We start from the raw sequence: 20,341 nt of genomic DNA, 5'->3' as shown, positions 1-20,341 counted from the left end.
GATAGAGAACACTCTTAGCGACATTCAGGATTCGTCCTACAGCCACGATTAGCCACGTTCGTTAACGTCGCACAGCCTTTTTTCATGGGCTGTCGACGTACGAACGCAAGGAAGATCCGTGGCTGGCAACAAGGAAGTCCCCAGGGTTCAAAACCCGCCGTCCGGCGACGGACATCACGTCACTCACCGCTTCATGACGGCCACCGAACTGGCCGAGCGGGAAGCCCGACAAAACGCCTACGACGCCATGCTCGCCAGGCAAGATGCCTTCGAGCGCGGTCGTCAGGTCCTGGCAGAAAGGCAAAAGCCCATTCAAGCCGGATGTGTCTTCGCCAAGTCCTGCAAACTGCCGGACGCCATCATTGATTACTCGAGCCCTTCGGGGATGGTGCCCACCGACAGCCTCAAGGATTACGGTGAAGTTGCCTGGCTCGGCGCTCGCGAAGCAGACGATACCGGTCTGCTGAATCTGCAAACGATCAGCGGCACGACTGTATCGCTCGGCATTGGCCGTCTTGCGCTGCGCTTCCCGTCTCTGGCCATACCGGTCGCAACACTCGGCGCTGCAGGAACCACGGCATTGGCGGGCCTGGCCGCCATATTCTGGGCCCCCAGCCTGGGCGATAGCGCCCTCTACACCGAAGACCAGCTCCGAGCCCTGAAGCAAGCCCGTACACGAGTTCGACTAAGCGTCGAGCAACAGGCTGACGGCAGTCTCAAGGGTTACGGTTTTTACACCGGCAAGCACCGCGATTGGGAAATGGTCGATGTCGTGCAGTTCACCTTGCGCGGCAGCCAACAGGTGGCGGACCTCGGTGACGGCATCGAACTGATCTGGACGCCCGCCGAGGATGGCTCCGACATCCTCGGCATCCCCAAACTGGAAGCTGCCCCACAAGCACCGCACATCTGGGTTTACCCGCCGACGAAAGCGGCTGACGGCATCATCGTGAACCCGATCTACCCGCCTGATTACAGGGACTTCATTCTTGTGTTTCCGGCGGGGTCGTTGGTGAAGCCGGTTTATATTGTGGTTAGTGGTTTTGACCATAAATATCACCCAGCGCCGAACGGGCTGAGCGCATTCCCTGATGCTACGAAAGCAAGTCGTAAGACCTCGGTTAAAGGCGGTGGAGGTCTTAGAAAACGCTGGACAACCCCAAAGGGGACAATATTGGAATGGGACTCACAGCACGGAGCTGTCGAGATGTACGACAAACGTGGCCGACATCTCGGTGAATATGATCCAACTACTGGCGAGCAGACAAAACCTGCGGATAACACTAGGAAAGTGGAACCATGATTTACGTCATTGAGGCATTTGATAAAAAAACCGAACTCCTCGCATTCGAAGAAGAATTACCGAACGGGCAAGACGAAAAGCTGAAGGCCATTATGGGATGGACTGCGGATCAACAAGGCTGGGAGGGATACAATCTCACGACAGAGCAGCTGGGTGCCTTAGAAGAAATTCTGGGGAAGAAAGTTTACGATCCAGCCTATCTTTTTCAGTTGACCTGCAACGTCTAGAAATGGCCCCGTTTGCCTTTCACCCCAAAAAGAAAACCCCGACCAGCTCACCTGATCGGGGTTTTCTTTTACCCGATTTCCGCTTAGTGCGAAACGCGGCTCGTGCCATCCACCGTGGCAATCCGCACACGCTCGCCAACACGGAACACTTCGTTTTGCTGAACCTGTTGCACGTAGGCGCGCATGCTGCCGTCGTCTTCGCGCACGGTGATTTCCACGCCCTGGGTGCGGGTCAGGCCTTCTTCGGCTGCAGAACCTACCAGGCCGCCAGCGACTGCGCCGATGACTGCAGCTACGACGCTGCCTTTACCGCCACCGATGGAGCTACCGCCGACACCGCCCACGACTGCGCCAGCCGCGGCGCCGATTGGAGTTTTGGTGCCTTCGATTTTGACCGGACGCAAGGCTTCGATGGTGCCCATGCGAACGGTCTGAACGCGACGCGCTTCGTCACGGGAGTAGGAGTCACCGGTCAGGCTCGATTGGCAGCCTGTAAGCAACATCGCCATCGTGGAAAAGGAAGCAACCAGCAGAACAGACTTACGCATAGCATCAACTCCAAAGGACAGGTATTCATTAAACTCCGCAGCTTGACGCCTGTCACGGCGTCGCCCGGATAAAAGTGTTTCGATTCAGCCCCGGTACAGGCGCCGCCACGAACTCGGCACACAGTAGCGGCAAATTCTGCAATCTGCGCCACCGTGTAAGGATTTTTCATGGATTATTTTATCATTGTCGTCACCACCGTCGCCGGTTTGTACTTCCACGGGTGGCTGTACGTGCGGATCAAACGGTGGATGGACCGCGACCTGGCGTTAGCCCTTGCCGGTGAAGATGAACACAAAAAAGTGTTTATGCTCCAGCAGTTGGCGAACGCTCAAGCGCAGAAAATCAAGCGCCGGGACCTACCGCAGTGGCTGAAGGCCGCAGCGGCAGGCTATCCCGGTCGGTAGACTGCTTAGGGTGCCAGACGTTCAAGCGTCCAGTCGGCGCCCTGTAGGCGGTAGTTGAGGCGGTCGTGCAGACGGCTCGGACGGCCCTGCCAGAACTCGACACGCTCAGGTAACAAACGATAACCGCCCCAGTGCTCCGGGCAATGTGGCTGAGTATCGCTGAAACGTTGCTCGGTGTCCTTGAGCAGCGCTTCAAGCTCACCACGATCGGCGATCACCCGGCTTTGAGGCGAAGCCCAGGCACCGAGACGGCTGCCCAGAGGCCGGACCTGGTAATAAGCGTCGGACTCCTCGGACGTTACCTTTACCACCCGACCTTCGATGCGCACCTGGCGCTCCAGGGTCGGCCAGAAAAAGGTCATGGCCGCGAACGGATTCGCTGCCAGATGCTCGCCCTTGGCGCTGTCGTAGTTGGTGAAGAACGTGAAGCCCTGCTCGTCCAGGCCTTTGAGCAACAGGATGCGGCAATGCGGCCGACCGTCCGGATCGACAGTGGCCAAGGTCATGGCATTCGCCTCCACCGGTGCCTGTTCGGTTTTCACTGCGTCGGCAAACCATCGATGGAACAGCGCAAACGGCTCGGCCGGGGCTTGCGCCTCGGTCAGGCCATCACGGGTGTAATCGCGGCGCATATCAGCCAGGGCCTTGGTCATGTGGCGCATTCCTTTTGGTTAACGAATCACTGCTTGGTGGTGTCAGCGGCGACGGCGGGTTTCTTCGAGTCGTCAGTGGCTTTGGCCGGAGCAACCTTTTTCGCCGGAGTCGCCTTTTTAGCAGGTGCCTTCTTGGCCGTGGTTTTTTTGGCCGAGGCTTTTTTCGTAGCGGGTACAGCCGCTTTTTTCTCAGCTGGCGCAGGCGTAACAGGCGCGACGGCTGGCTTGACATCCTGCACCGCGACCATGCGCATCGGCGCCGGGGCTGGCATGTTGTATTTGCTCAGCAAGGCGACCATGGTGTTTTGCGGGGTCATCAGCAGTTCGACGCGGCGGTTCAACGCTCGGCCTTCAACACTGTCGTTGGCTGCACGCGGTGCGTCACCGCCCATGCCACGCAGCATCAGGCGATCACGCTGCAGGCCGCTGAGACGGAAGATCGCGGCCACGGATTGTGCACGCTCCTGACTCAATTTTACGTTGGCTGGCGCGTCACCAGCGGTGTCGCTGTGGCCGAGGACCAGCACGGCTGTTTTCGGATCGGCTTCAAGGATTTTCGCAACGCGAGTGAATGGGCCGAGCGTCACCGGCAGCAGCATGGATGGACGTTTAGGGTTGAACGAGTCGTCTGCCGGCGCGATGACCACCAGTACGTTGTCGCGACGTTCGAGTTGCAGATTGCTGCCCTTGATCGCGTCGCGCAGGCGCGGCTCGTAGTCGTCGAGCCAGGCCTGGGTCACTTTAGGGTCAGGCATCGGCACCGCTTTGGCGGTGGATTGGTCTTTACCACCGAATGGCCACCACCAGTTGCCGCCTGCGTCAGCCTTGGCTACTGGCAGGGGTTTGGCTTCAGGTTTTACCTCTGGTTTTTTATCGAGAACTTGATCGGAGCTGAACGGCCAGTACCAAGGGCTGGCGCTGTCAGTCTTGGCCACTGGTGCAGTGACGGCAGGCTTCAGGGGTGCCGGGGCCGAAGCAGGAGTTTTAGCCGCAACCTTGTCGGAGGAGCCGAACGGCCACCAGCTGCCGCCGTCCGCGTCATTTTTTGGAGTTTGCGCACACCCGGTGATAGCGAAGCACAGTGCCAAAGCGAGGGTTGATTTGGTTGACATTGGATATCCACAAAAAATCAAGAAATGAGAAAATCAGGCCGACTGGCCCCGCAATACAGATACTTTGAATCCGGAAAGGCTTTCGGGTTCCGGTCCTGGAACCCTTGAGCGAGATTTACAGACAAGTGGCCAGTACTCGCACAAGCTTTTGTGCGCGCGGATCCATCAAGACGTACGGTCCCAGTGTATTTGTCACAAAACCGAAGGCGACATCGTGTTCCGGGTCAGCAAACCCGATGGAGCCACCGGCGCCCGGATGGCCGAACGCCCTAGGGCCCAGGCCGTAGGTTGCATTGGGCACGTCCGGTTGATCGAGCATGCAACCCAGGCCGAAACGGGTCGGGGTCAGTAAAGTCTTGTCCTCGCCAATGCTGTGTTCGTGCGTGAGCTCATCGAGCATTTCGCTTTCCAGCAGGCTGCCATCGAGCAGGCCGGCGTAGAACCCGGCCAGACTGCGAGCATTGCCATGGCCATTGGCCGCTGGTTGCTGCATTCGCCGCCACTCGGGTTTATTGGTGCTGGTCATGATCGAGGGCGGGTTGGTGAAGGCCCGAGTGGTCATGGCCGTCGGCTCGCGCAGGGTCACTTGCAGCAAACGCTGGGCGGCAGCATCGCCGACATTGCCCTTGCCCCGGGAGATATGCGCCACGCGATGGAACTCTTGATCCGCCAGACCGACATGGAAGTCCAGACCCAACGGCTTCGCGACCCGAGCCACGATGGACTCGCCCGGTCCGCGACCGTCGGCACGGCGCAACAACTCCCCCACCAGCCAGCCATACGTGATCGCCGCATAACCATGACCTTCGCCCGGCGTCCACCACGGCGATTCAGCGGCCAGGGCATCCACCATGGTTTGCCAGTCGTAAAGCGCTTCAGGCGCCAGCAATTCGCGCAACGCCGGCAAACCGGCCTGATGGCAGAGTAAATGGCGTAGCGTCACGGATTCTTTGCCGGCGGCGGCGAATTCGGGCCAGTAGCGGGCAACCGGTGCATCCAGTTGCAGCTTGCCTTCGGCGACCAGTTGCAGCGCGGTGACGGCGGTGAAGGTCTTGGTGCAGGAGAACAGGTTGGCGATGGTGTCGCTGTGCCAGGCCTCGGTGCCGTCCTTGTCGGCGGTGCCGGACCAAAGATCGATGACTGTTTCACCACCGATCTGGATGCACAACGCTGCGCCACGTTCCTGAGGATCGTCGAACAGCGCCGCAAAGGCTTCGCGCACCGCTTCGAACTTAAGCTCGTAATGACCCTGAATCTGCACCCGCAACTCCCTCGGATAAACGTTCTACAAAGTGGCGGCATTGTTCCAGCCCTTGAGGGTTTTGGGAACAGGGCCGGGCTGGGCGGTCGATTGCCCATGGAAATGATCGGACATTTATGGCGTCTGTACAGACGCCTTCGCGAGCAGGCTCGCTCCCACAGGAGATCGATCCAATGTGGGAGCGAGCCTGCTCGCGAAGAACGATAACGCGGTGTATCAGAACTCAGTAGCCATTGCCGGAATGCCCACCCGCATGGCCAGCACCCTGCCCCGTTCCTTTACCGGCGTCGCCTTTTCTTGCGCCTTCGCCCTCGCGGCTGGCTTTATCCGCTTCGGCCTTGGCCTTCTCAGCCTCTTTACCCAACTGATCGACAGTCGCCAGGTTGCTTTTGCGCACGCTGTCGACGAAGCCCTGAAACGGCAGATCAGTAATCCCCACCAGGCCGAAGTGACCGTTCTCGCCATCCAGCAGACGTCCGGTCACCGGTTGATCGAGGTATTGGAACCAGTGCACACCGACAATCGACGGCTCACTGATCGCCTGTTTCAGGAAGTTGGCGTAAGCCGGGCCTCGATCTTCTTCCTTGGCCAGTTGCGTCACGCCGCCCCAGAACGGGCCACGATCAGTCGAGCCGAAGTTGAACTCGGTGATCAGCACCGGTTTGTCGAGACTGCGCAGTTTGGCAAAGTCGTAACCGTCCTGCGGTTGCAGGGTGTACATGTTGAAGCTCACTACATCGCAGTATTGGGCGCAGGATTCAACGGCTTCCGGGGTGCTGATGGCAAAGCGACCGCCCAGCAACAGCTGGTTCGGTGCGTGCCACTTGAGCGAGTCAGAAATGGTTTTGAAGTAAGTGTCGGCGAAGACCTTCTGGAAGTATTTGAAGTCAGCTTCGATTTCCGGGTGTTCGGCGCTTGGCAGCGGCGGCACGAAGCCCGGGTCTTCCATCAACTCCCAGGCCGGCAAGTCGATGCCCCAGGCTTTGGACAGCCCCGCCTGATTGCGGTATTTGTCCCGCAGTTGCTTGAGAAACGCGCGTTTTGCCGGCACGTCGGTCGTCATTTTCAAGGTGCCATAGGCCAGCGCATAGCGGGCCTTCGGGTCGTCGCCGGGACCGGCCCAGGCCAGTTCGTTGTCGGCAAAATAACCGATCAGCCACGGATCGTCGCGGTGATCGCGGGCAGCGATGGCCACGGCACGTTCGGTGGCCATGGCGAAACGCGGATCGAACGGGTCGGGCATGCCGCCCCACCAGTCGGTTCCGGTACTGATGCTGGCGTAATCGCCGACGATCGACAGCGGCAAGGTGTATGGCACGCGATCAGCGTTGGCCAGCACTGGCGCGCTCCAATTGCCCAAAGTGTTGAAACCCCAGGCCTGCAGGCGATCCAGGGTGTGGCTGGCCCAGCGTTGTTCATCCACCACCGCTTTGCAGGGTTCGGCGGGCGCTTGCTCAGCCGCTTTCGCGACTGTCGCGTCGGCTGCGCCAACCTTGGCCGCTTCGGCAACACCGGATTCAGCCGTCGAAGGTGCGACCGGTTGCTCGTCAGCCTTCTGCGCTGTCGCCTCAACCGCGTCGGCTTTTGCCGCTGCGGCGACGCCGGCCTTGGTGCCGCTGCCCAATGCACAAGGGTTGCCAAACAGCCGCTGCAAATTGGCGCCATAGAAGTCGTACCAGCGACCGGCGTTATAACCACGGCCCTGATCGACGCCATTGCCACCACGGTTGTCGCCTTCGCCATAGTGGCTGGCGAGTGGTTCGTCGGGTTTGGGCAGGGATTCGAACATCCACTCCCGACCGGCGATGTAAGTCTGGTTGACGTCGGGGGCGACGGTGTTAACCCCCAGCGAATAGAACGGATGCCCTTGCGGGGTCACCAGGTACCAGCGACCATCACGTTTTTCAGTGCGGAAAAAACCGCTGGCCTTGAACGCCGGGCCTTTGTTCCAGCCGCCGAACGTGTCCAGCGATGACTTCTTACGCTCGGCCAGCCAGATTTTCAGTTGTTGCTGTTCTTTGGCGGCGGTGCTTTTCAGTTGTTCATCGCTGCTGACCTTCTCTGGCCATTTGGTCCGGGTGGATTGGCCGTAGGCGTCCACCAGAGCGCCATAAACCGCTGGGGTCACCGCGTCGCCGTCCTGTACGCCAAAGCGCTCCAGCAGGATGCTCTGGGCGACTTTCGGTTGGTCCATCGACAAGGTCACCGACACCACCTGGCTGCGGTCCAGCTCACCGGCGCTACTGGACAGCAACACGCGCTGACCGTCGACCGTCATCGGCATCGGCGGCCCGGCTTTCATGCCCTGACTCAGTGGCGAACTCGCCACCAGCGGCACCAACAGGGTCTGCGCAGGACCTGCGGGCAAGTCGACACGGCTGAACAGCGTTTTGCCGTCATTGCTCTGGATTTTCACGTACAGGGTCACGGCCCAGTTCATCGCGCTCTGGATCCGCAGGCTCATGGCACTCGACTGCGACCAGTCCCAGGCGCCGGTCTGCGGGGTCAGGCGCAGCATCGGTTGTGCCACCGGATTGAATGTCACCCGGCGCAACACTTCGCCTTCGGCTGTTTGCTCCGCATTGGATTGCGGCAAGCTGGCATCCTGAGTTGTCACCTGGACCACATCGGCCGGGCGCACAAAGTTGAACAGCGTCTGTTGGCCGGCAGGGGCCGCCAGCAAAGGGGCTGCGAACATCAGGGCAAAAATGGCGGGCAACGAACGGCGAATCATGAGAACGAAATTCTCCCTAACGACCAACAAATGGCCAGTGGAAAAGCGATGGTAGAGAGATAGACAACGCGGTGGGCACATTTGCCCACCGGTGTATCAGGAAATTTCGCGACGGAATGGCGGCAACGCATTGAGGATCGCTTTGCCATAGCGCTGGGTCACCAGGCGCCGATCGAGCAAGGTGATGGTGCCTCGGTCCTCTTCGGTGCGTAGCAAGCGACCGCAGGCCTGGACCAGTTTCAGAGACGCATCCGGCACGGAGATTTCCATGAACGGATTACCGCCCCGGGCTTCGATCCATTCGGCCAGCGCCGCTTCAACCGGGTCATCGGGCACCGAGAACGGAATCTTGGCGATCACCACGTGCTCACAATATGCACCGGGCAAGTCGACACCCTCGGCGAAACTTGCCAGGCCGAACAGTACGCTGGAATCGCCGCCATCGACGCGCGCCTTGTGCTTGTTCAGGGTTTCCTGTTTCGACAGGTTGCCTTGAATGAACACTTGCTTGCGCCAGTCGCGGTCGAGGCCGTCGAACACGTCCTGCATCTGTTTGCGCGAGGAGAACAGCACCAGTGTGCCGCGAGAGCCTTCGACCAGAGCAGGCAGATCGCGAATGATTGCCGCGGTATGGGCCGGCGCGTCCCGCGGGTCGGCTTTCAGGTCTGGAACCCGCAGCACACCGGCATCGGCGTGATGGAACGGGCTTGGGACCACCGCCGTTACAGCTTTTTTCGGCAGCCCGGCGCGCATGCGGAAGCGGTCGAAAGTGCCCAGGGCCGTCAGGGTCGCCGACGTCACCAGCGCACCGTAAGCCACGTTCCACAAATTGCGCCGGAGCATTTCCGCCGCGAGGATCGGGCTGGCGTTGACCTCGATATCGAACAGCGAACCGCTTTCGGCCAGGGTCAGCCAGCGCGCCATCGGCGGGTTGTCTTCCGGGTCTTCAGCGGTGAACGCGCCCCACAACTCCCAGTTGCCCGAAGAACGGGACAACAGGCTGCCGAACAGCGGATACCACTCTTCAGCCTGGTTGCTGGCGATGCCAATGTTGACCTCGCCATCCATGCCTTCCTTGAGCAATTCAGTGAGGCGGGTAAACACATCGGTCAGGCGGGCGAAGCCTTTCTTTAGCTCAATGCCCATTTCGCGCATGTGCTCGGGAACGACTCCGCCAACAAAGCGATGACGCGGCCGCTCACGACCTTCTACGTCTTCGCCGGGTTTGAAGTCGGCCACCTGCTCGCACGCGGTGAACATGAACTGCTGCTGGGTTTTGATCTCACGGGCCAGTTCTGGCACCTGCTCGATCAACTTGCCCAGATCGCCCGGCAGTGGGTGCTGGGCGAGCAATTTGGTAAGGTTCTTGGCGGTGGTTTCCAGCCAATCGGCCGTAGAGCGCAGGCGCGTGTAGTGGGCGAAGTGACCGATGGCCTTGTCCGGCAGGTGATGGCCTTCGTCGAAGACGTAAATGGTGTCGCGCGGGTCTGGCAATACAGCACCGCCGCCCAGGGCCAGGTCGGCCAGCACCATGTCGTGGTTGGTGACGATCACGTCGACCTTGCCCATGCCCTCGCGGGCCTTGTAGAAGGCGCACTGGCCGAAGTTGGGACAATGACGGTTGGTGCATTGGCTGTGATCGGTGGTCAGGCGCGCCCAATCGGCGTCTTCCAGCGCTGTGGACCAGCTGTCGCGGTCGCCGTCCCACTTATTGCCGGCGAGCTTCTCGATCATGCTGGTGAACAGTTTCTGGCTGGCCTCATCGACTTCGATCTTGAAGCCTTCTTCTTCGAACAGCTGCGCCGTGGCGGTTTGTGCGTGGCCTTCCTGAAGCAACATGTCGAGCTTGGACAGGCACATATAGCGCCCACGCCCCTTGGCCAGGGCGAAGCTGAAATTCAGCCCGCTGTTGCGCATCAGGTCAGGCAAGTCCTTGTAGACGATCTGCTCTTGCAGGGCCACGGTGGCCGTGGCGATCACCAGGCGTTTGCCGGCAGCCTTGGCGGTAGGGATTGCTGCCAGGCTGTAGGCCACGGTTTTTCCGGTACCGGTACCGGCTTCCACCGCGACAATCGCGGGGTCGCCACTGCGCCGGCCTTCGTCGTCGGTGTCGATGTCACCGAGGACTTTGGCAATTTCGGCGATCATCAGGCGTTGACCGTAGCGCGGCTTGAGGCTCTTGGCTTCTAGAAAACGCGAGTAGGCGCCCTGGATCGTGGTTTTGAGTTCAGTGCTGATCATGGATTGTCGGGCGCAAAAAACGCTGGATAAATTTTCAGTGGTTCAGGGTGGCGCTATCATACCCCGCTAATTAATCCCGCGCAGAACGGAGTACCTCAATGACACCTTTTGGCATCGTTTACACCCTGCATGTTCTGTCCGCCCTGGTATGGGTGGGCGGTATGTTTTTCGCCTGGATGGTCCTGCGTCCCGCCGCGATGAAAGCCCTGGAAGGTCCGGCCCGGTTGAAGCTGTGGGTAGAAGTGTTTCAAGGTTTTTTCCGCTGGGTCTGGGTGGCGGTGGTGCTTTTGCCGATCAGCGGTGTGGGCATGATTCATCTGCAATACGCCGGTTTTGAAACCGCACCGCGTTATGTACAGGTCATGATGGGGTTGTACGTGGTGATGACCGCGCTGTTTATCCGGATTCAGGCGCTGATGTTGCCGGAATTACGTACGGCGGTGGCCGCGCAGGATTGGCCGACAGGGGCTGCGGTGCTGGGGAAAATTCGCAAGTTGGTGGGCATCAATCTGATTGTGGGGTTGGTACTGGTGACGATTGCTGCGGCCCGGCCGATGTTCTAAAAGCATCGCGAGCAGGCTCGCACACAGTGGAATTCGATCAACTGTGTGCGAGCCTGCTCGCGAATACCATCGAGCAGACGACACACATTTTAGAAACAGCTTACAACCGCTGGACGGTCACCGAACCTGCCGCGCCCGCAGGCCCCGGCTGGCCATCAGCCCCCGGGCGTCCGTTCTGGCCGCCATCGGCCTGGTAGACGAAACAGCCCTTGGCTTTACCGCCCGCCCCCGGCTTGCCGCCAGGACCGGCCATGCCACCGGCGCCGCCAGCGACCTGGACCTTGATTTGCTCGGCCGGGAAATCTCGCGGCACTTGCAACCGAACCAGCGCACCGGCTGCACCGGGCTGGCCGTTACTGCCATCACTGCCGTCGGCACCGCGACCGGCCTGGCCCCAGGTGCAACCCGGCGCCTGACCATTGGCCCCATCGAGACCGACAAAACCCGGTGCGCCCGCGCCACCACGAGCGTCTACCAGCAATTGCGGCGCCTTCAGTGTTTTGATTTGCAAATTCAGATTGCGCCCGGATCGGGCGGCCCTGAGGTAAGTCCCCGGCGCACCGCGAGCGGTGATTTGGCTGCCTTCCGACAATTCGGCATGGCTGACGTTCAGTGCCAGTGGCTGCTCACTCGGCACGATGGCGATCCGCGCCTCACGACCCAGGTGCAATTGGCCCACGGTGACTTCGGTCACGTTAGACGGGATCAGCAACGTGCCGTAATCGGCGACTTCCAGACGTTCCAGCTGCAAGGTGCTGGCGGTGTTGGGCAAACGCATCAGGGAATTGGTTTCAACACTCACCACTTGGGCGCAGGCGAACGGGCTGATAAGCGCGGCGAGCAGACAGAGTTTATGCATGGGAAGCCTTAGGTGCAGTCGGAGCGGGGATGGTTTGCAGGTGGAAAACGCCGAAAAGGAGTATCTGCAGGCGATCCAGCCAAGGGTGAGCGCGACCTTTGAGGCTGCGGTTGCAGAACATCACCTCAAGAAGATGAAGCCCCCCCAACAGGCTGCCGGCCACATTGAGCAACAAATGCAATGGATGGACAAACGGGATGAGCAGATTGGCCAGCACCACCAGCCAAAACAGCAGGGTCAACAGCTTCCCCAGCCCCCAAAACACCTTCATACGCGCCCCCGCAGAGAATTATTATTTGCAAGCACAGTAACGGCTTCCATGCGGGATAAGCCAGAGGGCGAGGGAAAATTCTTCAGGCAGACCGCCGAATGGCCGTCGGATCAACAACATTTGTGGTCCGACGGCTCTGTCACGGGGCTCAGCGATTAATGCGCAATTCTACGCGACGATTTTTCGCGCGCCCCTCTTCTGTTTCGTTATCAGCCACTGGCTGACTTTCGCCTTTGCCTTCGCTGGTGAGTTTGTCCGGTGCCAGGCCCCGATTGAGCAAGTAGGCCGCCACGCTGCTCGCGCGTCGTTCCGAAAGTGCCTGGTTGTAGGTTTGCGAACCCACGTTGTCGGTATAGCCAATTACCTTGATGCTCACCACATCCGCGCTTTGCAGTTTGTCCATCAGCGAATCAAGCTGACTTTGCCCCGCAGGGGTCAGGTCAGACTTGTTGAAGGCAAACAGAACGGCGTCGTCCAGGGTGATGACTTCCGTTTGCACAGGTTCGGCGGGCTTCACACTGGCCGGGTATTGTGGCAGCGGGCAACCGTGATGATCGACAGGCGTATTGGAGGGTGTATCGGGGCAGCGATCACGTCGGTCGAAGACGCCATCGCCATCTTCATCGCCATCCTGGGCGTAACAGATCAAGCCGCCGGTCAAGATCCCGAGTGCTGCTCCGCCGGCCGCCCAACCGCCGCTTTCGATCGCACCCAGACCGCCACCAACCAGCCCGCCGATGACGCTGCAAATCGGCCAGTTACGTTGATTGAGGGGGGCAGTGCCATCGCTGTGTGTAGCGCAACCGGTCAACAGGCTGCCAAGCAGCAGAACCGGCATGACGGCCCGTGAGAGAACACTCATGGTCAAAGCTCCTGTGTTACCGGCCGTTGCCGGTTACACAGGAGTAAAGACCCGCATCCGCGACTGCACAAGCCGGGATGCGAGTGGGCGCTAGCGGTCGATTTTGATTTCAGTACGACGGTTCATGGCGCGGCCGTCAGCGGTTTTGTTATCGGCAACCGGCTGGCTTTCACCGGCACCGGTAACAGACACGAATTCGCTGCGCGGTACACCTTGGGAAATCAGGTACTCGACCACCGAGTGTGCACGACGATCCGACAGTTTTTGGTTATATTTGCTGCTGCCGACGCTGTCAGTATGTCCGGTGACTGTCAGTCGAGCAGTGGGGGCTTCCTGTTTCAGGCGAGTAGCGATCTTGTCGAGTGCCTCTTTATCCGCAGCGGTGAGTGTGGCCTTGTCGAACTGGAAGTGAACATCGCGGATGACAATGACTTCTTCCTTGACCACCACTGCCTGTTCGACCACGGGTGCCGGTGCGGGGAAAGGACAACCATCGGCATCGACTTTCACGCCTCTAGGCGTGTGCGGGCACTTGTCGCGACTGTCCGGCACGCCATCACCGTCTTCGTCACCATCACCGTGAACCCAGCAATAGGCCGCTGCGGTGCCGCCGACAAGCAGCGCGCCATACCCCGCCCATGACGAGCTTTCGGTCGCGCCGAGCCCTGCGCCCACGACACCACCGACCGCCGCACAGGTCGGCCAGTCGGTTTTCTGCAAACCTGCGCAACCAGTCAACACACTGGTTAGCAGAACCAAGGGTAATGCTGTCCGAACTATGCTCATCTAGTTTTCTCCTGAGGGATCGGCTTAGAACCGATTCTGGTAGTAAAGACCCGACTTTTAATCTCCGCCAGCAATAGGCCATTGCGTTTTTTTCCTGCGTTCAACGGTGTTCGGTTCTTTTTGGGGGAAAGACGCTCTAGGCCCGAACCTTTGAGCAGGCTAGTCTTGGCACCTCTGATTGAGGATCTTCGATGATTGCAGGTATTTCTTCGCGCACCCCACAGCAGGCGCTGGCCGCTTTGCTGGATCGTTACGCCCCCGCGCGTCTGTTGCTGATTGGCGCCAGCGAGTTCCCGGCACTGGAAGCGTTCAAGCTCGCGCACCCGGACTGCTGCGTTGCGCACGCGGCGCCGGGCCCTTTGCCTGCCGAATTGGCCGCACGCCGGTTTGACCTGGCGCTGGTTGTCGATTGCCTCGAACACTTGCCCAAACGCGAAGGCCTGAATTTGCTCGGTGGGATCCGCAACCTCAATGCCAGTCGCATCGCGGTGCTGGCGGACCTGCCGGCCAGCGGCTGGCAGGAGACCGATTTTTTCTCGCTGGCCCTGCAAGCCAGTGAACGCTTCCAGCGCGATGATCAAGTGCTGACGCTGTTCACCTACGATCTGCTTGACTACAAACAAGTACCCGACTGGCTCAACTCCCGGTTTTGGGCCAATCCGGAAAACTTCGGGAAATATTGGTGGTAACGCAATGAGTACATCCATTTGCCCTTGCGGTAGCGGCACCCTGCTCGACGCCTGCTGCGGTCATTACCATGACGGCCATCCGGCTCCCTGCGCGGAAGCCTTGATGCGTTCGCGCTACAGCGCTTACGTGTTGGGCCTGATCGACTACTTGGTGGCGACTACCCTGCCCACGCAACAGGCCGGCCTCGATCGTCAATCCATCAGCGACTGGAGCGCGCAAAGCACCTGGCTGGGCCTTGAAGTGGAAAGCTCCGAGGTCTTTGGCGGGCAACCGGAACACGCGTTCGTCACCTTCACTGCGCGCTGGCATGACGGCAGTGGTGAACACAGCCATCGCGAGCGTTCGTCGTTCGTGCAGAACGCCGGCCATTGGTACTTCATTGACCCCACTGTCCCACTCAAGGCCGGGCGTAACGATGCGTGCCCCTGCGCCAGCGGGCAGAAGTTCAAGAAGTGTTGCGCGGGTTATTTTGGCAATTGAGGTGAGTGACCTGTAGCAGCTGGCGAAGCCTGCGTTCGGCTGCGTAGCAGTCGCAAATCCTGCTGACCCGGGCTACCTGAAACACCGCGCTACCTGATTTTACGACTGCTTCGCAGCCGAACGCAGGCTTCGCCAGCTGCTACAAGGAAGGGAGTCACTCCATGCTCAGTCAGCGGCACGCCTTACAGGCCTTCACTCTGCTCCTGTTTTTGGGGCTCGCAGGTTGTGCCTCATGGTTCGGCAACGATGAGCCGGAACCCCAAGTGCACCTGGTCAAGGTCCAAGTGGTCCGGGCCAAACTGCTGGAGCAAAAATTCATGCTGCACTTTCGCGTCGACAATCCCAACGACAGCGATCTGACCGTGCGAAGCCTGGAGTATCGTATTCATTTGGGCGACATGCTATTGACCGAAGGCGAACATGAGCATTGGTTTACGGTGGGGCCCAAGCACAGCGCCTATTTCAAGGTGCCGATCCGCACCAACTTGTGGCCGAAGATCCGGGATCTGGTGAAACTGCTGAAGAAACCCGACCAGCCCATTCCCTATCGTCTGGAAGGTGAATTGGAAACCGGTTTATTCATCGCGCACTACGTGCACCTGGCGCGTAATGGCGTGATAATCCCCGCCGATTTAATTCCGGAGTAACACCAATGACTCAACAACCCCATGTCCATGGCCCTGACTGCAACCACGATCATGACCATCACGACCACCATGATCACGACCATGGCCATGTCCACGGCCCGAACTGCGGTCACGCCCACCAGGAACCGGTGCGCAATGCCCTGAAAGACGTGGGCCGCAACGACCCTTGCCCATGCGGCAACGGCAAGAAATTCAAGAAGTGCCACGGCGCTTGAGGCTTCGGGCGAAAATATCTTTCGCCTGTTGAATCGCTATCGCGAGCAAGCTCGCTCCCACAGGGTTTATGTCGATCACAAAACCAATGTAGGAGCGAGCTTGCTCGCGATGACGGCCTAAGAAGCACCATCAAGCCAGAATCTGTCCGGTGCTCACAACCGTCGCATATTCCCCCTGCAAATTCCCCAACGACATCGCATGCACTTCCTCGGCACAATGCTGATTACCGAAATAGTCGGCCTTGTCGAACGTAAAGCACGCATCCTCCGCCACCCACGCCTCAAATCCCAGGTTACCGGCCGTTCGCGCCGTGGACTCCACCGAGTTGTGGGTCGCCACACCGACGATGATCAACTGATCGATCCCCGCTTCTCGCAACCTCGCTTCCAGCCCCGTCGCACAAAACGCATCCGGCACCTGCTTCTGGATCAACTGCTCACCGGCCAATGGCTGGAATCGGTCCTGAAACTCCACCCCCGATTGCTGCGGCCAGAACACCGAGTCCGGTGACCGGGACAAATGCTGCACATGAATCACTGGCCGCCCGGTTAATCGCCAATGCCCGAGCAATTCGAGGATTCGCTCCCCGGCCTGGGGGTTATTTCGCCGACCGAGTTTGGGGTGCAAGATGCCTTTCTGTTGGTCGACGATGATCAGCGCTGCGTTTGTCTTAAGCTCCATGTCCACTTTCCCCCCGCAAGGTCATTGAATTTCCCCTACTTCAGCATCGCCTCCTCTATACAGGCAAGCCATCCAACGCAAACAGGTAGAGCGTTATCCGCGAGTGTGCGGTTTGGCGCGCAAATCCTGAAATAAGATCCATGCCCCGCTTGCGCGCCCCCCTCCTGCTCACTAACGTAGCGCCTTTACTGACGCTACCCCCCGCAGGAGCTTTGCCATGGCCTCGCCAGCCCTTACACATTTTCTTCCCCGGTTCGGCGTTGCCGCAGCAGTGGCCGGTGTTTTGAGCCTGACCGGTTGTCAGACCTGGAACCCTCAGGACACCCTCCCGCCGACCATCGGCGTGCAACCGCTCAAAGGCCTGGCGCAGAACGTTTCGGTGCGCCGTAATGCCCTGGGCATGCCGCTGATCGAAAGCAACAGCTTCCATGACGCGTTGTTCACCCTCGGCTACGTCCACGCCAGCGACCGCATCACGCAAATGGTCACCTTGCGCCTGTTGGCCCAGGGCCGGTTGGCGGAGATGTCCGGTTCGGACGTGCTCGATGCCGACCGCTACATGCGCGCTGTTAACCTGAAGAAAAGCGCCAGCGAGCTGTACAAGGCGTCTTCACCGCGCCTCAAGCGTTTCTTCGAAGTCTATGCGCGCGGGGTCAACGCCTACCTGTTCCGCTACCGCGACAAGTTGCCAGCGGATCTCGCGGCCACCGGCTACAAGCCTGAATATTGGCAGCCAGAAGATTCGGCGCTGATTTTCTGCCTGCTGAACTTCAGCCAATCGGCCAACCTGCCGGAGGAAATCTCTTCGCTGGTGCTGGCCCAGACCGTCACCACTGACAAACTGGCATGGCTGACGCCGTCCGCTCCTGACGAAAAACTGCCACTGGCTGAAAGCGAAAAACTGCAGGGCATCAAGCTCAATGGGCAAATCCCGGGGTTGGCCGAGCTCAGCAACGCCACCCGTCAATTGTCCGATCTGAATCTGCTGGGCGCCACGTCATCGAATAACTGGGCCATCGCCCCGCAACGCAGTCGCAGCGGCAAAAGCCTGTTGGCCAGCGATAGCCATGGCCCCCTGGGCGTGCCATCGTTGTTCAGTTTTGTGCAGATTCGTGCACCGAAGTACCAGGCCTCTGGCGTAACCATCGCCGGTTTGCCAATAGTGCTCGGTGGATTCAACGGCAAAGTGGCATGGAGCATGACTTCGGTCATGGGCGACAACCAAGACGTGTTCCTGGAAAAAATCAAACGCCAGGGCAACGGGCTTTCCTACGAGGTCAACGGCAAATGGCAGCCGGCTGTCGTTCGCAACGAAACCTACTTCGTCAAAGGCCAGCGGCCGATTCGCGAAGCGGTGTACGAAACTCGCCACGGACCACTGCTCAATAGCGCCCAAGGCACCGCGCTGGATAATGGCCTTGGCCTGGCCCTGCAGACGCCGAGCTTCACCGACGACAAGACCCTGGACGCGTTTTTCGACCTGTCCCGGGCGCAGAACGCCGAGAAAGCGTCGGATGCCACCCGTGAAATCCGCGCCATCGCGCTGAATATGGTGTTTGCCGACGCCAGCCACATCGGCTGGCAGGTCACCGGTCGTTACCCGAACCGTCGCGAAGGGGTCGGCCTGCTGCCATCGCCGGGCTGGGAAGGTCGTTACGATTGGGACGGTTACGCCGACCCGATGCTCCATCCCTACGATCAGGACCCGGCACAAGGCTGGCTCGGTACCGCCAACCAACGGGTCATTCCCCATGGCTATGGCATGCAACTGTCCAATTCATGGTCGGCGCCGGAGCGTGGCGAACGCTTGGCCGAACTGGCTGGCATGGGCAAACACGACACGCGCAGCCTGATCAACATGCAATACGACCAGACCACAACCTTCGCCGCCAAACTGAAAAAAATGTTTGGAGCACCGGGCATGTCCCAGCCGCTCAAACAGGCCATCGAAGCGTTGCCCGTCGCTGATCGTGGCAAGGCTCACGAGGCATTGGCACGCTTGATGGCGTTTGATGGCACGCTCAGCGCGACCTCCGCCGACGCAGCGATCTATGAGCTGTTCTTGCAGGAAAGCACCAAGCAGATCTTCCTCGACGAACTGGGTCCGGAAAGCAGTCAGGCGTGGAAAGCGTTTGTCGCCAACGGCAATTTGTCCTACGCAGCGCAGGCCGATCACCTGCTAGGGCGCGAGGACAGTCCGTTCTGGGATGACACGCGCACGCCGCAGAAGGAAGACAAACCGGCGATCCTTGCGCGCAGCCTCGCGGCGGCCATCACTGCGGGCGACAGCCAGTTAGGCGGCGATCACAAAGCCTGGCAGTGGGGCAAACTGCATCGCTACGAATGGAAGAATGCGAGTGGCAAGACGGTGCGCGGTCCATTGGCGGCGGGCGGCGATCACACCACCCTGAACACCGCGGCGTTCGCCTGGGGCCAGGACTTCAACACCACGTTGGCACCGGGCATGCGCTTTATCGTCGACTTCGGTCAGGCCGAACCGCTGATGGGGCAGAACGGCACCGGCCAATCCGGCAACCCGGCCAGCCCGAACTACCTCGACAGCATCGATCCATGGCTCAAGGGGCAGTACATGAGTTTGCCAATGCAGCCGCAGAACTTTGACAAGGTTTACGGGAACAAGCGGTTGACCCTGGCACCGGGTAAATAGGTTCGCCACCGGCCAAAAAGTGTGAGAGAGCGAGCCTGCTCACGAAGGGGGTGTGTCAGTTAGCGATGATATTGACTGACACATTGCCTTCGCGAGCAGGCTCGCTCCCACTGTAATTTTCGGCACCGCGAACCAAGTTGGTGCAGCTATTTCTTAATGCCCATTTTCGTGCACAATTCCCGCTCTGCCACTTCTCGTATCACCTTTTAAAACGCTTGTTCGGGACTCTGGTTCGGAAATTGCTACTTTCAATGGGTCTTACGCTTTCCAGTAACAATAATTCTGCGCCACAAGCGCTCATATTGGTTCTTAGGGATTTGAATAATGAAAAAAGCATTGCTGACCCTTTCTGCACTGGCGTTGTGCATGGCTGCCGGCTCCGCCATGGCAAAGGAATACAAAGAATTGCGTTTTGGCGTTGATCCTTCTTACGCTCCGTTCGAGTCGAAAGCGGCCGACGGTAGCCTGGTAGGCTTCGACATCGATCTGGGGAACGCGATCTGCGCCGAGCTGAAGGTCAAGTGCAAATGGGTCGAAAGCGATTTCGACGGCATGATTCCGGGCCTGAAGGCCAACAAATTCGACGGTGTGATCTCTTCGATGACCGTTACTGAGGCCCGCGAAAAAGTCATCGACTTCTCCAGTGAGCTGTTCTCCGGCCCGACGTCTTTCGTGTCCAAGAAGGGCTCCGGCATTAGCCCGGATATCGCTTCGCTGAAAGGTAAAAAAGTCGGCTACGAGCAGGGCACCATCCAGGAAGCCTACGCCAAGGCCGTGCTGGACAAGGCTGGCGTGACCACTCAGGCCTACGCCAACCAGGACCAGGTCTATGCTGACCTGACTTCCGGTCGTCTGGACGCGTCGATTCAGGACATGCTGCAAGCCGAACTGGGCTTTTTGAAGTCGCCACAAGGCGCCGAATACGAAGTCAGCAAGCCAGTAAATGATCCACTGCTGCCAGCCAAAACAGCTGTCGGTATCTCGAAAGGTAACAAAGACCTCAAGGCACTACTGGATAAAGGTATCAAAGCGTTACACGACGATGGCACCTACGCCACCATTCAGAAGAAACACTTTGGCGATCTGAATCTGTACAGCGGCAAATAATGCCCGGCGCCCATCTCGCGATGGGCG

At 59.4% G+C, this 20,341-nt stretch carries 21 protein-coding genes; 10 read left to right on the top strand and 11 right to left on the bottom strand.

Annotated features, from left to right (window positions below; genetic code table 11):
• Positions 1 to 118 precede the first annotated feature (118 nt).
• Both ACM6IR_RS03450 and ACM6IR_RS03445 read left to right on the top strand, forming a co-directional pair.
• Positions 119 to 1,303, top strand: coding sequence for a colicin E3/pyocin S6 family cytotoxin (locus ACM6IR_RS03450; protein ID WP_414906391.1), 1,185 nt, complete (start codon positions 119 to 121; stop codon positions 1,301 to 1,303).
• Entirely contained in the window at positions 1,300 to 1,530 is a 231-nt protein-coding gene (locus ACM6IR_RS03445; RefSeq protein ID WP_414906390.1) for a hypothetical protein, read from the top strand. Before ACM6IR_RS03450 ends, ACM6IR_RS03445 begins: the two co-directional genes overlap by 4 nt.
• An 83-nt stretch (positions 1,531 to 1,613) precedes the next feature.
• On the opposite strand, the gene ACM6IR_RS03440 is transcribed toward ACM6IR_RS03445, so the two are convergent.
• Positions 1,614 to 2,078: a glycine zipper 2TM domain-containing protein gene (locus ACM6IR_RS03440; RefSeq protein ID WP_414906389.1), complete on the bottom strand. Its 465-nt coding sequence runs from the start codon at positions 2,076 to 2,078 to the stop codon at positions 1,614 to 1,616.
• A gap of 168 nt (positions 2,079 to 2,246) precedes the next feature.
• Between ACM6IR_RS03440 and ACM6IR_RS03435 the strand changes: the two genes are divergently transcribed.
• Positions 2,247 to 2,483 (top strand): hypothetical protein, encoded by a 237-nt coding sequence (locus tag ACM6IR_RS03435; protein ID WP_414906388.1) that lies wholly within the window; start codon positions 2,247 to 2,249, stop codon positions 2,481 to 2,483.
• Between the two features lie 5 nt (positions 2,484 to 2,488).
• Here the strand turns inward: ACM6IR_RS03435 and pdxH are convergent, their stop codons facing one another.
• The 5 genes from pdxH to dinG form a co-directional block, all read right to left on the bottom strand.
• Positions 2,489 to 3,136, bottom strand: coding sequence for a pyridoxamine 5'-phosphate oxidase (pdxH, locus tag ACM6IR_RS03430; RefSeq protein WP_414906387.1), 648 nt, complete (start codon positions 3,134 to 3,136; stop codon positions 2,489 to 2,491).
• 26 nt (positions 3,137 to 3,162) lie between these two features.
• A complete protein-coding gene (locus tag ACM6IR_RS03425) occupies positions 3,163 to 4,248 on the bottom strand; it encodes an OmpA family protein (protein ID WP_414906386.1) in 1,086 nt (361 codons plus the stop codon).
• Positions 4,249 to 4,363: 115 nt separating this feature from the next.
• Positions 4,364 to 5,509 carry a serine hydrolase domain-containing protein gene (locus tag ACM6IR_RS03420; protein WP_414906385.1) on the bottom strand — a complete coding sequence of 382 codons (1,146 nt, stop codon included), beginning with the start codon at positions 5,507 to 5,509 and terminating at the stop codon, positions 4,364 to 4,366.
• A 223-nt stretch (positions 5,510 to 5,732) separates the two neighbouring features.
• Positions 5,733 to 8,243, bottom strand: a complete 2,511-nt coding sequence (locus tag ACM6IR_RS03415; RefSeq protein ID WP_414906384.1) for a beta-galactosidase — start codon at positions 8,241 to 8,243, stop codon at positions 5,733 to 5,735.
• Between the two features lie 96 nt (positions 8,244 to 8,339).
• On the bottom strand, positions 8,340 to 10,484 hold the full coding sequence (gene dinG / locus ACM6IR_RS03410) for an ATP-dependent DNA helicase DinG (RefSeq protein ID WP_129441764.1): 2,145 nt from the start codon (positions 10,482 to 10,484) through the stop codon (positions 8,340 to 8,342).
• A gap of 98 nt (positions 10,485 to 10,582) precedes the next feature.
• On the opposite strand from dinG, the gene ACM6IR_RS03405 reads away from it, so the two are divergent.
• On the top strand, positions 10,583 to 11,047 hold the full coding sequence (locus ACM6IR_RS03405; protein ID WP_414906383.1) for a CopD family protein: 465 nt from the start codon (positions 10,583 to 10,585) through the stop codon (positions 11,045 to 11,047).
• A 100-nt stretch (positions 11,048 to 11,147) separates the two neighbouring features.
• Here ACM6IR_RS03405 and ACM6IR_RS03400 read toward each other — a convergent pair whose 3' ends face one another.
• From ACM6IR_RS03400 to ACM6IR_RS03385, 4 genes are all read right to left on the bottom strand, one after another.
• Positions 11,148 to 11,906 carry a collagen-like protein gene (locus tag ACM6IR_RS03400; RefSeq protein ID WP_414906382.1) on the bottom strand — a complete coding sequence of 253 codons (759 nt, stop codon included), beginning with the start codon at positions 11,904 to 11,906 and terminating at the stop codon, positions 11,148 to 11,150.
• Positions 11,899 to 12,177 (bottom strand): DUF1145 domain-containing protein, encoded by a 279-nt coding sequence (locus ACM6IR_RS03395; RefSeq protein WP_414906381.1) that lies wholly within the window; start codon positions 12,175 to 12,177, stop codon positions 11,899 to 11,901. Before ACM6IR_RS03395 ends, ACM6IR_RS03400 begins: the two co-directional genes overlap by 8 nt.
• Before the next feature lie 148 nt (positions 12,178 to 12,325).
• Positions 12,326 to 13,039, bottom strand: coding sequence for an OmpA family protein (locus ACM6IR_RS03390; RefSeq protein ID WP_414906380.1), 714 nt, complete (start codon positions 13,037 to 13,039; stop codon positions 12,326 to 12,328).
• Between the two features lie 90 nt (positions 13,040 to 13,129).
• Entirely contained in the window at positions 13,130 to 13,825 is a 696-nt protein-coding gene (locus ACM6IR_RS03385) for an OmpA family protein (RefSeq protein WP_414906379.1), read from the bottom strand.
• A 191-nt stretch (positions 13,826 to 14,016) separates the two neighbouring features.
• Between ACM6IR_RS03385 and ACM6IR_RS03380 the strand changes: the two genes are divergently transcribed.
• The 4 genes from ACM6IR_RS03380 to ACM6IR_RS03365 all read left to right on the top strand — a co-directional run bounded on the left by ACM6IR_RS03380 (position 14,017) and on the right by ACM6IR_RS03365 (position 15,857).
• Positions 14,017 to 14,514 (top strand): DUF6231 family protein, encoded by a 498-nt coding sequence (locus ACM6IR_RS03380; protein ID WP_414906378.1) that lies wholly within the window; start codon positions 14,017 to 14,019, stop codon positions 14,512 to 14,514.
• Positions 14,515 to 14,518: 4 nt separating this feature from the next.
• Positions 14,519 to 14,995 carry a YchJ family protein gene (locus tag ACM6IR_RS03375; RefSeq protein WP_414906377.1) on the top strand — a complete coding sequence of 159 codons (477 nt, stop codon included), beginning with the start codon at positions 14,519 to 14,521 and terminating at the stop codon, positions 14,993 to 14,995.
• Positions 14,996 to 15,156: 161 nt separating this feature from the next.
• Complete coding sequence (locus ACM6IR_RS03370; protein WP_414906376.1) at positions 15,157 to 15,642, top strand: LEA type 2 family protein; 486 nt, start codon at positions 15,157 to 15,159, stop codon at positions 15,640 to 15,642.
• A gap of 5 nt (positions 15,643 to 15,647) precedes the next feature.
• The gene (locus tag ACM6IR_RS03365) at positions 15,648 to 15,857 is read left to right on the top strand and encodes an SEC-C metal-binding domain-containing protein (RefSeq protein WP_007906737.1); all 210 of its coding nucleotides are present in this window, start codon (positions 15,648 to 15,650) and stop codon (positions 15,855 to 15,857) included.
• A gap of 130 nt (positions 15,858 to 15,987) precedes the next feature.
• Here ACM6IR_RS03365 and ACM6IR_RS03360 read toward each other — a convergent pair whose 3' ends face one another.
• Complete coding sequence (locus tag ACM6IR_RS03360; protein WP_414906375.1) at positions 15,988 to 16,539, bottom strand: cysteine hydrolase family protein; 552 nt, start codon at positions 16,537 to 16,539, stop codon at positions 15,988 to 15,990.
• Between the two features lie 217 nt (positions 16,540 to 16,756).
• Between ACM6IR_RS03360 and ACM6IR_RS03355 the strand changes: the two genes are divergently transcribed.
• Positions 16,757 to 19,207, top strand: a complete 2,451-nt coding sequence (locus tag ACM6IR_RS03355; protein ID WP_414906374.1) for a penicillin acylase family protein — start codon at positions 16,757 to 16,759, stop codon at positions 19,205 to 19,207.
• A gap of 324 nt (positions 19,208 to 19,531) precedes the next feature.
• Positions 19,532 to 20,314, top strand: a complete 783-nt coding sequence (locus ACM6IR_RS03350) for a transporter substrate-binding domain-containing protein (RefSeq protein WP_414906373.1) — start codon at positions 19,532 to 19,534, stop codon at positions 20,312 to 20,314.
• Positions 20,315 to 20,341: the final 27 nt, after the last annotated feature.

It is taken from the genome of Pseudomonas sp. IT-P253, assembly GCF_949768125.1.
Taxonomy (GTDB): Bacteria; Pseudomonadota; Gammaproteobacteria; order Pseudomonadales; family Pseudomonadaceae; genus Aquipseudomonas.
The sequence above is the reverse complement of the archived record's forward strand: the minus strand, read 5'-3'. Positions and strand labels throughout refer to the sequence as shown.